Here is a 13,131-nt window from a genome sequence, read left to right on the forward strand (position 1 = left end):
GCTTTGCCTGTGCTAAGCGTTGCGAAAGAATGACACGACGTCATTCTTGAGGTGGTAGTTGTTACACAATTTATAGCCCCGTCTCGGCGGGGCTTTATGAGACATTTAAAAGAAATATGCCGGAGCACAATTCCGGTGCCGACAGCGCTGTCCGTGACAGAGCGATAGGGGTTTCTTTTGGATATAAAAAGGCTGTCGTACCGGAGTAGGTGGGCAGGGGTATTTGACCCTCTGTTTGCACAAGTCGGCGGTCAAATATCTTTTATGGAGTTACATTATGATGACAGGTGCTCAGATTCTCATCGAATCACTGAAGAGAGAAGGTGTCGATCTCATCTTCGGTTATCCGGGCGGCGTTCTGCTCGGTGTCTACGACACTCTTTATGATTCAGACATCACACACATTCTCCCCAGACACGAACAGGGCGGTATCCACGCAGCGGAAGGCTATGCCAGAGCAACAGGCAAGGTCGGCGTTTGCTTCGGTACGTCAGGTCCCGGCGCAACGAACCTTGTTACAGGTATCGCAAACGCGCATATGGACTCTATCCCTATGGTCGTGTTCACCGGTCAGGTCGCAACAAGCCTTATCGGCGGCGACGCATTTCAGGAAGCTGATATCATAGGCATCACAAGACCGATAGTTAAACACAGCTATATGCTGACAAACGTTGAAGAGACGGCTTCGGTTATTAAAGAAGCCTTTCACATAGCAAGAACGGGCAGACCCGGTCCCGTTGTAATTGACCTGCCGAAAGACATTATGGCGGCGAAAGCAAAATTTGAATGGCCTGAAAAGGTCAATCTGACAGGGTATAACCCCACTGTCAAAGGTCACCTCGGACAGATTAAAAAGATGCTGCGTCTGCTTGAATCGGCTAAAAAGCCCGTTATCTATATGGGCGGAGGCGTGGTTCTTTCAGAAGCGAACGAGGAACTTGTTAAGTTCAGCGAAATTACGGGCGTTCCCGTTGTTTCATCGTTCCTCGGTCTCGGCGGTTTCCCCGGAACTCATGAAAATTTCGTCGGCTGGCTGGGAATGCACGGAAACTACGCATCAAACATGGCTGTTTCAGATCCCGACTTCATCCTTGCGATAGGAACACGCTTCTCAGACCGTTCCACCGGACGTCTGGACGGTTTCGCTCCCAACGCGAAGATTGCCCATATCGACGTAGACCCCGCGAGCATAAGCAAGAACGTACAGATTGAAGTGCCTATAGTAGGTGACTGCAAAGCCGTTCTTAAACAGGCTCTTGGCGAAATAGACAAATTCAACTGGGATAAGAACGCTTCCGCCAGAAAAGAATGGCGCGAGCAGATAAAGGCATGGGACAGGGAACATCCCTTCGACTATGACCGCACGGCAGATATCATCAAGCCTCAGTATGTTGTTGAAACAATATACAAAGTTACGGAGGGTGACGCCATCATTACCACCGAGGTGGGACAGAACCAGATGTGGGCAGGACAGTTCTATAAGTTCAAACGTCCCCATCAGTTCATCTCCTCCGGAGGCTTAGGCACCATGGGCTACGGTTTTCCCGCGGCAATCGGCGCAAAGCTCGGCTGCCCTGATAAGGAAGTTTTCGACATCGCAGGCGACGGCTCATTCATGATGAACATGCAGGAAATATGCACCGCCGTACAGAACAAGGTAGCAGTTAAGGTTGCCATACTGAACAACAGATACCTCGGCATGATACGCCAGTGGCAGAACATGTTTTTCAACGACAGATTCAGCCATTGCGATCTGAACTGTCAGCCTGATTTCGTTAAACTGGCAGAGGCATTCGGTGCGGTCGGAATGCGCATCGACAGGAAAGAGGATGTTGAGGCGGCTATCAGAGAATCCCTCAAAGTTAAGGATAAACCCGTTATTATGGACTTCACTGTTGACAGAAACGAGAACGTTTTCCCCATGATACCAGCGGGTGCGTCCGTCAGCGAAATGCTGCTGATGCAGAAATAAGGGAGGGATACCGCAATGATGAGACACACTATATCAGTTCTGGTTGAGAACAAATTCGGCGTACTTTCCCGCATTTCGGGACTTTTCAGCGGCAGAGGCTACAACATAGAATCCCTCTCCGTTAACAGAACAACGGACGAATCCGTTTCGATTATGACCATAGTCACCATGGGCGACGACAGGGTTGTCGAGCAGATAATCAAACAGTTGCGCAAGCTGGTGAACGTGATCCGTGTCCGCAACGTTTCCGAAATGGACCACATAGAACGAGAGATGATACTTGTTAAGGTACATGCAACACAGAGAACACGCCCGGACGTATTCAACATCGTCAGCACCTTCCGCGGGAAAACCGTGGACATAACCAATGAATCGGTTGTTATAGAGCTGACAGGGGCTAACGATAAAATACTCGCTTTCCTTAACGTAATGGAACCTTACGGTATCATCGAAGTTGTCCGCACGGGCGCAATAGCCATCGGACGCGGCAGCAAAATGACGTCTGAAATGAAATAGTTTTGTGGCTGCGACGTTTATGATACTGCCAGGCGGTGACGCTATTGCTGTAAACGGCGAAGCAATCTGAGTTTTTGAAATAATTTCCGGAGGAAACTATATAATGAAGGCTTACTACGAAAAAGACACGAACCTTGAGCTTATCAAATCTAAAAAAGTAGCTGTAATAGGCTACGGAAGCCAGGGCTACGGTCACACAAACAACATGAAGGACAGCGGCGTGGACGTGTGCGTTGCACTTCGTAAAGGCAGCTCCTCATGGGCGAAAGCCGAAGGCGCCGGTCTGAAAGTTATGGAAGTGAAAGAGGCTTGTAAATGGGCTGATTTCATCATGGTTCTCGCTCCCGATGAAATTCAGGGCGATATTTACAAAAACGATATCCTTCCCGGTCTGGAAGAGGGCAACTACCTTGCCTTCGCACACGGATTCAACATTCACTTCAACCAGATCGTACCCCCGAAAAACGTTAACGTTGTTATGATCGCGCCCAAAGGCCCCGGTCACCTCGTTCGCGCCGAATATCAGAAAGGCGCAGGCGTTCCCTGTCTCATCGCCATCCATCAGGACTTCACCGGCGACAGCCGCGAAGTTGCTTTGTCTTACGCTAACGCTATCGGCGGCGCAAGAGCCGGCGTGCTTGAAACTTCTTTCAAAGAAGAGACAGAAACAGACCTTTTCGGCGAACAGGCGGTTCTCTGCGGTTCTCTTGCACAGCTTATCCAGTACGGATTCGAAACGCTGGTTGAAGCCGGCTACGCTCCCGAAATGGCATATTTCGAGTGTCTGCACGAAGTTAAACTGATAGTTGACCTTATCTATGAAGGCGGTATCAGCAACATGCGCTATTCTATCAGCAATACTGCACAATACGGCGACCTTACAAGAGGTCCGAGAATCATCACTCCCGATGTGAAAGACCGTATGAAAGAAGTGCTGTACGAAATTCAGTCAGGTCAGTTTGCGAAAGAGTGGATGCTTGAGAACAAGGCTAACTGCCCCACATTCAACGCTCTTACAAGAATGGGCGCTGAGCACCAGATCGAAGAGGTCGGCGGGAAACTGCGCGGCATGATGAGCTGGCTGGGCAAAAGCAAAATCGTAGACAAATCTAAGAACTAATCACATGGGGGCGGCTTCAACCGCCCCTTACTTTTTGCCTTTTATATGCGGCGCATTACTGTGTCAGCTGCTCTTCGGAACTGCTCACATACTCAGTTTGTATGCTCGCAGCCCTCTCATCGCCCCTTCCTTGTACTGCTTGCATCTAAAAGGCAAAAAAGAGAACCCACACATTCTTTTCTGTCACAATTACCATCCGAAACTAAATCAAATTTACACCGTCACCGTAATATGCTACTTTTGTTTACCGTTTTAATAAGGGGTCTATATGAAATTAGGTATAATAATATTGACATGCTGCCTCGCGGCGGGCGCTGCATTCGCTTCGGATACGGTGGTCAGCAGAATCGAAGTTCCGGTTCCGAAATGCTATGCACCGGATGCGGAGCATCCTATGCTGAATGTCGTCATAAACGATATCGACTGCAAAGCGGCATCGTGCCAGAACGGAACAAACGCCGGTGCACAGATGAAAGGCGGTATCAGCGAGCTTGCCAAAGTGTTTTCAGGCTCCGGCGGTGTCCAGAACGTTGGAAGCGGTGTTCGGTCAATGCTTTCAAACGCGCTGAAAGAGACTAAATGTTTTAATATAGTTGATACTGAACAGGTGGAAAAACTGAGAAAGATAGCCGCAATAACCGGTCAGGAGATAAAAATTCCAAAGATAGACCTTTTTGTCGACGGCTCAATAACATCCATAGACGTAACCCGCTCCGGCGGTGCTCTGGCTGGCGGATATATCCCCGTCATAGGACTTGTGAGCAAGACGAAAGAGGCGGCGCAGATGGCTTTCGACCTCAGTGTGCTTAATCCGTCAACGGCGGAAGTCGTGGATTCCAAATCGTTTCAGGCGGACAGTTCAAAATCCTCATGGGGATTCGGTGCTGCTGCGGTTAACGGAGCTGTCGGCGGCGGCGGCTGGAGTATATCCAAATCGCTGGTGCTGGATTCGGTTGTGCGCGACGTGGTTTTCGGGATTGCAAACTATATGACGGAATCATTCGCGTCGGCAAGGATAGAGACACGCCCCACACCGCAGGAACCGCAAAATGTTGATAATATGCCAAGTAATGAATAGCAAAAGGCGGTCTTTCTGACCGCCTTTTTATTTTTCTTAAATTTCCCGCTTGACTTCTGATAAAACATCACTATTATCATGATAAAGGTGATGAATGAAGATTACAGCAAAATGCTACTATGCACTTATCGCGGCGGTTGAGCTTACCGGAAGCTACGGCAAAGGACCTGTCAGGGCAGCAAAAATTGCCGAAATTCACGGTATCCCCGTACGCTTTCTGGAACTCATTCTGAACGACCTGAAAAGTGCGGAGATAGTGGAATCCAAACGCGGCGCTGACGGCGGATTTTCACTTAAAACTGCACCTTCCGAAATACGCGTTTACGACATCTTCAAAGCTATAGACGGTGAGCTTGTCATGGTGGACTGCGACAAAGTTACCACCGGCGAATGTATGCTCAAGGAATATATGCACGGTCTCCGTGCAGTTATATTTAATTACCTCAACAACACAACTTTACTTGAGCTTGCAGAATCCTGCAGAAATGATGCGAAAGTTTTAAACTACATCATTTAAAAATTTTTTATTATATATATCATAAAATCGGTGATAAAAATAGGAGTATTGATATGAGCCACACAGACACACAGCTTCTTCATTCAGGTTATACCCCAGGCGAAGATGGTTCCCGTGCGGTACCCCTTTACCAGACCACAAGCTATGTCTTCAAATCTAACGAGCACGCTGCTAACCTTTTCGGGCTGAAAGAGTTCGGAAACATTTACACCCGCATCACAAACCCCACCACGGCGGTTCTTGAGGCGCGTCTCGCGGCTCTCACAGGCGGAACGGCGGCTCTTGCTCTCTCTTCCGGTCAGGCGGCGATAACCTATTCCATATTAAACATCGCGGAAGCCGGACAGAACATCGTAAGTACGACAAATCTTTACGGCGGAACATACAATCTTTTCAAATACACTCTGAAACGTCTCGGAATCGAAGTTCGTTTCGTCGATTCAGCCGACCCTGAAAACTTCATCAAGGCGGCGGATGAAAACACCAGAGCGTTTTACATCGAATCAATAGGCAACCCGAAAAACAACGTTGACGATCTCGACAGGATTTCGGAGCTTGCCCACAGCATAAATATACCCCTCATCGTTGACAATACAGTGGCGCCCCATATTTACGACGTTTTTGCCCGCGGTGCGGATATAGCCGTCTTTTCGCTGACAAAATTCATCAGCGGAAACGGCACCTCCATAGGCGGCGCGATAGTTGAGAAGGGCGATTTTAACTGGGCGAACGGAAAATTCCCTGAACTGACAGAGCCTGACCCCAGCTACCACGGACTGAGCTACTGGGCGGCGTTCGGAAACCATGACGGCGCGGTGGTGAAGGGTATAGCTTATGCCATCAAAGCCCGTGTACAGCTCCTTCGGGACATGGGTTCCTGTATAAGCCCTTTCAACTCCCATCAGATAATTCTGGGACTTGAAACTCTGACCCTGCGCATAGCGAAACATTGCGAAAACGCGCTGAAAGTGGCGCAGTATCTTGAAAACCACCCGAAAGTGGCATGGGTGAACTACCCCGGACTGGAAAGCCACAGAGACCATGAGAGGGCAAAAAAATATCTGCCCAAAGGTTTCGGCGCAATAATCGGTTTCGGTGTTAAGGGTGGACTTGAAGGCGGCGAGAAGGTGATAAATAACGTTAAACTGTTCTCAAACCTTGCGAACATTGGCGATTCCCGTTCGCTGATAATCCATCCGGCAAGCACAACCCACCAGCAGCTTACTCCCGAACAGAGGGTTTCCGCAGGTGTGACAGATGATTTTATCCGTCTTTCCATAGGTATAGAGGATGTCGCGGACATCATAGCCGACCTTGAACAGGCTTTAAACGCGTAACACCTCCTGCGTTATGCAGGGATTTTTAATATACTGCGAGTTTGGGCGGAAGAGGGGGACTCTGACATGGGATACGCCCGAACTCCGGTATTGTTTCCACCTCCTTATAGTAACAGAAGAGAGGCTCGACGGACTCATCCCCGTCGGGCTTTTTTTCTGTCTAAACCACAGGTTTGCCTCTGTATATCAGCAGCCCCGGTATGGCGAGTCCGAAGGCGATTGCGCCGAGGATAAAGAACGTCTTCAACCCGTTTTCAACGGCGGACTGCATCATTGCCATATCGTAACCGCGGTTGGCAAGCTCCACGATGGCTATCATTGTTTTATACGCGTAAACACCGGGTATCATGGGAATTATGGACGCAACGCTTATCACCCGCGGGTGCGCCATGCTTTTTTGTGCCCATAAAACGGCATAAAAGCTCACCAGTATGGAAGCGGTGAACGTTGCCAGCGATATCTGCACCCCGTATTCCATCATGACAGACCGCACCAGAAACCCCAGTGCGCCGCCGATTGCACAGAATTTCAGGTATTTCGGCGGGACGTTGAACGCGACTGCAAATCCGACGGCGGGAACGGCAGCGAAAAGACATTCAGTTATTATCTTAAAAGTGTTCATATGCCCAGTAACCCCATGGCGGAGAGTATCCCCAGCGCCGTTGCCAGCGTAAGCAGCGTCGCTGAGACCAGCCGTGCCACCCCCATATTTTTAAATCCTTTAAGCATATCCGAAAACGAGTTAACCAGCGGAAACCCCGGAACGAGCATGAGTACGGCGGAATAGACTGCGGTTTCCGGTTCAGCGCCGAAATGTTTCAGCATGGCAAATCCCGCCAGAAGCGTGCAGATGAACGCTGCTGCGAAAGAGCCGATAACCGGATTGAACCTGTCGCGGTTCAGAACAGTGAATACTATCCTCCCGACGGAAGCCGCTATGAAAGTTGTTATGAAAACCGGAATATCGCCTCCGGCAAGGAGGCTGAAAAAAGCGCATGAAAGCCCGATGGCGGGTGCAGTTATCCATAGAGGATAGCGCATTGCGCTGACATTTTTAATCCTCTGTTCCATCTCGTCGCGTGTGATGTTCCCCCGCTCGCAGTGAACCACCGCCTGCTGAAGCTGAGTGACGACGTTCATGTTCACCCCGCGTTCGGGACAGCGTGAGGTAAGGGTTGTCCATCTGGAATCTTTGTATACGGTCAGTACCATAGAGCTTGACGAAAGTGATATCTCAGTGTCGTCGGCACCCATGATGCGTGACGTGCGCAGCATAAGTTCGCGGATGAGGTTGCTCTCCGCTCCGCTTTCAAGGAGCCTGCTGCCAAGAAAGATTACAAGCTGTATGCACCTTTCAAGCTCAGGGCTGACAGTTGTTTCCGCTGTGTTCATTACTTCTCCCGCGGGCGTTCATTTCTGTGGTTTCATTTGAAACCGCTCTGGTGTATAATAATCTAATAATGGCGAGGCTCATTGATGAAAGACGTACTGCTTAAAAAAGAGCTTTTCGACGGTTTTGTCGAGGCTCTTATGAATTCATATAAGGTTGCGGCACCCACAAGACGGGGGGATAAAAGTTTCGCGTTCGATTTTATCACCAATCCGTCCGAGGTCTGCCTTGACCACATCCCCACCATCCTGCCGCCGAAAAAATATTTTCTGCCGCAACACGAAACCCTTCTGGAATATGATACCACCGAAGGGCAGAACATGCAGGCTTTTGTTGAGATTGAACCGATGGTCATCCTCGGTGTACATTCATGCGACATAGCGGGCATACAGTGTCTGAACCACGTCTTTATGGACAGACCGAAAGACTACCATTATCAGGCGCGCCACGACAAGATTCTGCTTATCGGCTACGAATGTCTGAGAAAATGCGACCAGTACGCTTCATGCGGGCTGATGCAGACCCACACGCCCACAGGCGGCTATGACATCTTCATGACGGATATGGGCGACCACTACTATTTCAGTATAAACACCTTCGCGGGAAAGGGCATGGTTCAGCTTTTTGAAGGCTTTGAGCCGGCTGACACCGTGGCGGAAAAGACGCTGAAAAAACTTCGTTCGGACAAGAAAAAGCTGTTCAAAAACGAAACCGACGTGAGTCTTGCGGAGATACCGTCTATTTTTGAATGGGGATTCGACAGCCACGTTTGGGACAGGACGGCGGAAAAATGCCTTTCGTGCGGCAACTGCACGAACGTATGCCCCACCTGCTACTGTTTCGACGTCAACGACGAGCCGGAGCTCAACCTTGCCAAAGGCAGGCGCGTGCGGGTATGGGATTCCTGCCAGAACGAGACCTTTGCAATAATCGCGGGTGGCGAAAACTTCCGTCCTAAGCGCGCACAGCGCACGCGGCACAGATTTTTCCGCAAATTCAAATATCCTGTCATGCGCTACGGGAAATTTTTCTGCACGGGCTGCGGAAGATGCAGCAGGCAGTGCATGGCTTCCATAAACCTTAAAGAGACCATATCGAACCTGAAAAGATCGTGGGGTGAGATATGAGAATACCGCTGAAAAAATCCGGCTACGAGATAATAAAGGCTGAAGTGGTTAAGATAACCCCCATGACCGCCACGGAAAAGCTGTATGAGATACGGCTGAAGAACGGCGAAAACCTGGACCACGACCCCGGTCAGTTTGTGGAAGTATCCATATTCGGCGCGGGTGAGGCTCCTATATCGGTGTGCTCGTCACCAACCAATCAGGATACCTTTGAGCTTTGCATACGAAAGGTGGGGCGAATGACCTCGGTTCTGCACAACCTAAAGGTCGGCGACGAGATAGGCATCCGAGGTCCATTCGGGGTGGGATTCCCTGTCAACCTGCTCAAGGGCAGGGATATGATATTCATTGCTGGCGGGCTTGGCATTGCGCCTCTGCGTTCGCTGATAAACTACGTTCTGGACGAGCGGCGCGACTTCGGAAAGGTGGATATACTGCTGGGCTGTAAGACTCCGGACAAGATGCTTTTCGGCAGCGAGGTTGCCGTCTGGGCGGAGCGTATGGACGTGAATTTCTGCTGCACTGTGGATAAATCCGATCCGGAATGGAAGGGTAACGTGGGACTTATCACAACCCTTATTCCGGGGGTGAACTTCAACCCCGACAACACGTTTGCCGTGGTCTGCGGACCGCCTGAGATGTATATATACGTCATTCAGGAGCTTCTGAAAAAGGGGATGCCTGAAAGCAGGATTTACGTTTCGCTGGAAAGACATATGAAATGCGGTATGGGACGCTGCGGACACTGCCAGATACACCAGTATTACTGCTGTATGGACGGTCCCGTGTTCCCCTATGACAAGGTGAAAGACCTTGAGGGGGCGATATGAGTGCGCCCAAGGTTGCATTTTTCGACCTTGCCTGCTGCGAGGGCTGTCAGCTTCAGGTGGCAAACCTTGGCGAAGAGCTTCTCGACCTTCTGGGACATATCGAGGTTGTGGAGTTCCGCGAGTTGATGAGTGAGAAATGGGATGGCGAATATGACCTTGCCATAATAGAAGGCAGCGTCACCAATGAAGAAGCGGAAGAGAAGGTTAAAGAGATACGCCGCCGCTCGAAAATGGTTATGGCATACGGTGCCTGCGCCGTTAACGGCGGCATAAACGGTATAAAGAACAAAACTCCAATGGAGGAGAACGGCAGGATTGTTTACGGCGACAGGTTCAAAGATTATCCTTCCATGCCAACAAAGGCTGTGGGGGATATTATCGAGGTGGACTACATTGTGCCGGGCTGTCCCATATATCCGCCGGAGTTTCTGAAAGTGCTCAAAAGCGCGCTGGCAGGGCTGGAATACGTCATTCCCGACCATGCTGTGTGCGTTGAGTGCCGTTTCAACGAGAACGAGTGCATGTACGAAAAGGGGATAAACTGCATGGGACCCATAACCAGAGCCGGCTGCAACAGTTGGTGTCTGAACAACGGAAACCGCTGCTACGGCTGCCGCGGACTGCTCAGCAACCCCAACATCCACGGAGCGAGGGACGTTATGAAAAAATACGACCTCGACCCCGACGTGATACTTAAATCCATCGATATGTACAACGCAGCGGCAGGGGGCAAAGATGAGTAAAAATCTCTCTGTCAACGTGGAGTTTCTCACACGAGTTGAGGGGCACGGACATATCGTCGTCGATATGAAGAACGGAAAACTGAACAAATGCGAGCTGAAAATCGTCGAGGCTCCACGTTTTTTCGAGGCTATGGTGCGCGGCAGAAGTATTTTTGAATTGCAGCACATCACCTGCCGCATATGCGGAATCTGCTCATGCGGGCACAGCCTCGCAAGTATTCAGGCGGCGGAGGATGCCATCGGCTTCACGCCATCCGAGCAGACGACACTTCTGCGGAGGATAATGCTCCATCTTGAAAACCTCGACAGCCATATTCTGCACATATATATGCTTGCGGCACCGGACATGCTGGGCAAAAAGAGCGCCCTTGCTATGACAGCCACCCACGGGGAAGCTGTGCGCCGCGCACTGCGCATGAAAAAATGCTGCAACGACGCCTGTTCAGTTCTGGTGGGGCGGCACGTTCACCCCATCTCGTCCACTGTGGGCGGGTTCACGAAGATACCTTCCGAGGCAGACCTGCTTGAGATGAAAAAACATTTCTCGTCCATAAAACAGGATCTTCTGCCCACGCTGGAGCTTGCAAAGACCTTCGTTTTTCCGGAATTTGAGCGGGAGACCGAATACGTTTCGCTCACAAGCGACGCAGGATATGCCCTTCTGAACGGAAAAGTTAAATCCAGCAAAGGGATAATAAAAGATAAATCCGAATATAAAAGCCTTACCAACGAGTATCTTGTGCCCCATTCAACGGCGAAGCACTGCAAACTTTCGGGCGATTCGTACATGGTGGGTGCGCTGGCGAGATTCAACAATAATTACGATATGCTCCATCCTCTGGCGAAATATGCGGCGGATGAGCTGAAACTGAAACCCGTCTGCGCGAACGCATACCTTAACACTGCGGCACAGATTGTGGAGTGTTTCCACTTCACGGACGATGCCATACAGATAATAGACAGGCTGCTGGAAAAAGGCACGGACAAGTCCGAGGCGGTCATAGTGGGGCTGAACGAGAATGAAGTGATAAAGGTGAAGGCGGGCAGGGGTGTCGGCGCGGTCGAGGTTCCCCGCGGACTGCTCTACCACAGCTATGAGGTGGACGACAAAGGAACCATCCTTTCTGCCGACTGCGTTATTCCCACGGGGCAGAACCTTGCCAATATAGAGCTTGATATGCGTCAGTTGGCAGGTATGGTCTGCGGCAGACCGCAGGAAGAGGCAACCCTTCTGTTCGAGATGATGGTGCGGGCATATGACCCGTGCATCTCCTGTTCAACCCACGTTCTGGAGGTGGATTTTGTCTGATACCATAAGAGAGATTCTCCCCTCCGCAAAAGGTCTTACACTGTATATCGGGCTTGGAAACTCCATGCGCGGCGATGATTTCGCAGGTTCGCTGATCGTTTCGCTAATTTACGAACGGGACGGAATCGCCGTTTTCGATGCGGGAGAAAAACCTGAAACTGCCTACGACAAAGCCCTTGAGGTTAAACCCGCAAAGGCAGTGTTCTTTGATGCTGCGGACATGGGTTTTCCGGCGGGCACGATACAGATATTGTATGAAGATACCCTCTCGGTGCGCTCAGTGAGCACTCATAAAGTTCCTCTGCCCCTCATAACAAAGCTGGTACGCGAGGAGACGGGAGCGGAGATAGTTATCTGCGGCGTGCAGCCCGCGAGCGTTGAATTTATGCGGAAGATGGACGAATCCGTTAAGGAATCCTGTGAAACTCTGGCGAAGATCATCAACAACAGCCGCTTCTGACAGAGAGCTGACGGCGGGCGGCATCACATTCACCCATGAGATAAGACCCGAACTTAAACGGGTATACATCCGCATCGGCGCGGACAATCGCGTTGTTCTGCGTTCCGCACACCTGTCCGAAAAGGACGCTATCTCAATAATTTTATCAAAATCAGCGTGGATTAAGTCGAAATTAGAGGAAAAAAACCGTAAGGTCACATTAGACCCCCTTCAAAACATGTATTATCTCGGTGTTGAATACGAAAATCAGTGGATATTCAACGAAAAGATGGGTATTGGTGCCGTAAAAATCGGTTTTAATGCCGGAAAATGCGTTTTTGAATATAATCCGAACATGATGCGCGACGAAATACTGCTTGATAAGCTGGACGCTTTTTACCGGAAAGAGGTGAAACATATAGTGCCGCCGCTGGTAGAAAAATGGTCTGAAATTATGGGGCTGAAACCAGCAACTGTGACCTTTCGTAAGGCAAAAAGCCGCTGGGGCAGCTGCTCTTCAAAGGGCGGTCTTTCGTTTAATATCTATCTGGCAAAGCTCCCAGTTGAGTGCATCGAATATGTTGTAGTGCATGAGCTGGCACATCTTGCCCATCACAACCACGGAAAGCTCTTCTGGGCGATGGTCGGGCGATATATCCCGAATTACGCCGCCCTGCGCAGGTTACTCAGGCATTATCCGGTATGATTTTTCATTGTGTTTCAGGTCTGAATTTAGTATTATATTAAGACTGG

14 protein-coding genes are annotated in these 13,131 nt (G+C 50.1%); 12 read left to right on the plus strand and 2 right to left on the minus strand.

Features of this window, described 5'->3' with window-relative positions; translation table 11 throughout:
- Positions 1–274 precede the first annotated feature (274 nt).
- From ilvB to Q7P67_RS04760, 6 genes are all read left to right on the plus strand, one after another.
- Positions 275–1,972: a biosynthetic-type acetolactate synthase large subunit gene (ilvB, locus tag Q7P67_RS04735; RefSeq protein WP_369695997.1), complete on the plus strand. Its 1,698-nt coding sequence runs from the start codon at positions 275–277 to the stop codon at positions 1,970–1,972.
- A gap of 18 nt (positions 1,973–1,990) precedes the next feature.
- A complete protein-coding gene (gene ilvN, locus Q7P67_RS04740; protein WP_369695998.1) occupies positions 1,991–2,488 on the plus strand; it encodes an acetolactate synthase small subunit in 498 nt (165 codons plus the stop codon).
- Between the two features lie 103 nt (positions 2,489–2,591).
- Positions 2,592–3,608 (plus strand): ketol-acid reductoisomerase, encoded by a 1,017-nt coding sequence (gene ilvC, locus Q7P67_RS04745; RefSeq protein WP_303850763.1) that lies wholly within the window; start codon positions 2,592–2,594, stop codon positions 3,606–3,608.
- A gap of 268 nt (positions 3,609–3,876) precedes the next feature.
- Entirely contained in the window at positions 3,877–4,686 is an 810-nt protein-coding gene (locus Q7P67_RS04750; RefSeq protein WP_303850764.1) for a CsgG/HfaB family protein, read from the plus strand.
- A 94-nt stretch (positions 4,687–4,780) separates the two neighbouring features.
- The gene (locus tag Q7P67_RS04755; protein ID WP_303850765.1) at positions 4,781–5,203 is read left to right on the plus strand and encodes an Rrf2 family transcriptional regulator; all 423 of its coding nucleotides are present in this window, start codon (positions 4,781–4,783) and stop codon (positions 5,201–5,203) included.
- A 53-nt stretch (positions 5,204–5,256) separates the two neighbouring features.
- Complete coding sequence (locus tag Q7P67_RS04760; protein ID WP_303850766.1) at positions 5,257–6,540, plus strand: O-acetylhomoserine aminocarboxypropyltransferase/cysteine synthase family protein; 1,284 nt, start codon at positions 5,257–5,259, stop codon at positions 6,538–6,540.
- Between the two features lie 160 nt (positions 6,541–6,700).
- On the opposite strand, the gene Q7P67_RS04765 is transcribed toward Q7P67_RS04760, so the two are convergent.
- Together Q7P67_RS04765 and Q7P67_RS04770 are read right to left on the minus strand one after the other, a co-directional pair.
- Positions 6,701–7,162: a threonine/serine exporter family protein gene (locus tag Q7P67_RS04765; RefSeq protein WP_303850767.1), complete on the minus strand. Its 462-nt coding sequence runs from the start codon at positions 7,160–7,162 to the stop codon at positions 6,701–6,703.
- Positions 7,159–7,932 carry a threonine/serine exporter ThrE family protein gene (locus Q7P67_RS04770; protein ID WP_303850768.1) on the minus strand — a complete coding sequence of 258 codons (774 nt, stop codon included), beginning with the start codon at positions 7,930–7,932 and terminating at the stop codon, positions 7,159–7,161. Before Q7P67_RS04770 ends, Q7P67_RS04765 begins: the two co-directional genes overlap by 4 nt.
- Positions 7,933–8,016: 84 nt before the next feature.
- Here Q7P67_RS04770 and Q7P67_RS04775 point away from each other — a divergent pair, with 84 nt between their 5' ends.
- The 6 genes from Q7P67_RS04775 to Q7P67_RS04800 are packed head-to-tail and all read left to right on the plus strand — an operon-like array spanning position 8,017 to position 13,084.
- Complete coding sequence (locus Q7P67_RS04775) at positions 8,017–9,057, plus strand: 4Fe-4S dicluster domain-containing protein (RefSeq protein WP_303850769.1); 1,041 nt, start codon at positions 8,017–8,019, stop codon at positions 9,055–9,057.
- Positions 9,054–9,887 carry an FAD/NAD(P)-binding protein gene (locus tag Q7P67_RS04780; protein ID WP_303850770.1) on the plus strand — a complete coding sequence of 278 codons (834 nt, stop codon included), beginning with the start codon at positions 9,054–9,056 and terminating at the stop codon, positions 9,885–9,887. Before Q7P67_RS04775 ends, Q7P67_RS04780 begins: the two co-directional genes overlap by 4 nt.
- Entirely contained in the window at positions 9,884–10,630 is a 747-nt protein-coding gene (locus tag Q7P67_RS04785) for a hypothetical protein (protein WP_303850771.1), read from the plus strand. Before Q7P67_RS04780 ends, Q7P67_RS04785 begins: the two co-directional genes overlap by 4 nt.
- The gene (locus Q7P67_RS04790; protein ID WP_303850772.1) at positions 10,623–11,939 is read left to right on the plus strand and encodes a Ni/Fe hydrogenase subunit alpha; all 1,317 of its coding nucleotides are present in this window, start codon (positions 10,623–10,625) and stop codon (positions 11,937–11,939) included. Before Q7P67_RS04785 ends, Q7P67_RS04790 begins: the two co-directional genes overlap by 8 nt.
- Positions 11,932–12,399, plus strand: a complete 468-nt coding sequence (locus Q7P67_RS04795) for a hydrogenase maturation protease (RefSeq protein ID WP_303850773.1) — start codon at positions 11,932–11,934, stop codon at positions 12,397–12,399. Before Q7P67_RS04790 ends, Q7P67_RS04795 begins: the two co-directional genes overlap by 8 nt.
- Entirely contained in the window at positions 12,359–13,084 is a 726-nt protein-coding gene (locus Q7P67_RS04800) for a M48 family metallopeptidase (protein ID WP_303850774.1), read from the plus strand. Before Q7P67_RS04795 ends, Q7P67_RS04800 begins: the two co-directional genes overlap by 41 nt.
- The last annotated feature ends 47 nt before the right edge of the window (positions 13,085–13,131 follow it).

Source organism: Seleniivibrio woodruffii, from assembly GCF_029267515.1.
Taxonomy (GTDB): domain Bacteria; phylum Chrysiogenota; class Deferribacteres; order Deferribacterales; family Geovibrionaceae; genus Seleniivibrio; species Seleniivibrio woodruffii_A.

Bases quoted from the DNA above. Each gene is read 5' to 3' on its own strand.
- ilvC (WP_303850763.1), top strand. From the start codon at position 2,592: ATGAAGGCTTACTACGAAAAAGACACGAACCTTGAGCTTATCAAATCT.
- Q7P67_RS04750 (WP_303850764.1), top strand. From the start codon at position 3,877: ATGAAATTAGGTATAATAATATTGACATGCTGCCTCGCGGCGGGCGCT.
- Q7P67_RS04760 (WP_303850766.1), top strand. From the start codon at position 5,257: ATGAGCCACACAGACACACAGCTTCTTCATTCAGGTTATACCCCAGGC.
- Q7P67_RS04775 (WP_303850769.1), top strand. From the start codon at position 8,017: ATGAAAGACGTACTGCTTAAAAAAGAGCTTTTCGACGGTTTTGTCGAG.
- Q7P67_RS04790 (WP_303850772.1), top strand. From the start codon at position 10,623: ATGAGTAAAAATCTCTCTGTCAACGTGGAGTTTCTCACACGAGTTGAG.
- Q7P67_RS04755 (WP_303850765.1), top strand. From the start codon at position 4,781: ATGAAGATTACAGCAAAATGCTACTATGCACTTATCGCGGCGGTTGAG.
- Q7P67_RS04765 (WP_303850767.1), bottom strand. From the start codon at position 7,162: ATGAACACTTTTAAGATAATAACTGAATGTCTTTTCGCTGCCGTTCCC.
- Q7P67_RS04780 (WP_303850770.1), top strand. From the start codon at position 9,054: ATGAGAATACCGCTGAAAAAATCCGGCTACGAGATAATAAAGGCTGAA.
- Q7P67_RS04785 (WP_303850771.1), top strand. From the start codon at position 9,884: ATGAGTGCGCCCAAGGTTGCATTTTTCGACCTTGCCTGCTGCGAGGGC.
- Q7P67_RS04770 (WP_303850768.1), bottom strand. From the start codon at position 7,932: ATGAACACAGCGGAAACAACTGTCAGCCCTGAGCTTGAAAGGTGCATA.
- ilvN (WP_369695998.1), top strand. From the start codon at position 1,991: ATGAGACACACTATATCAGTTCTGGTTGAGAACAAATTCGGCGTACTT.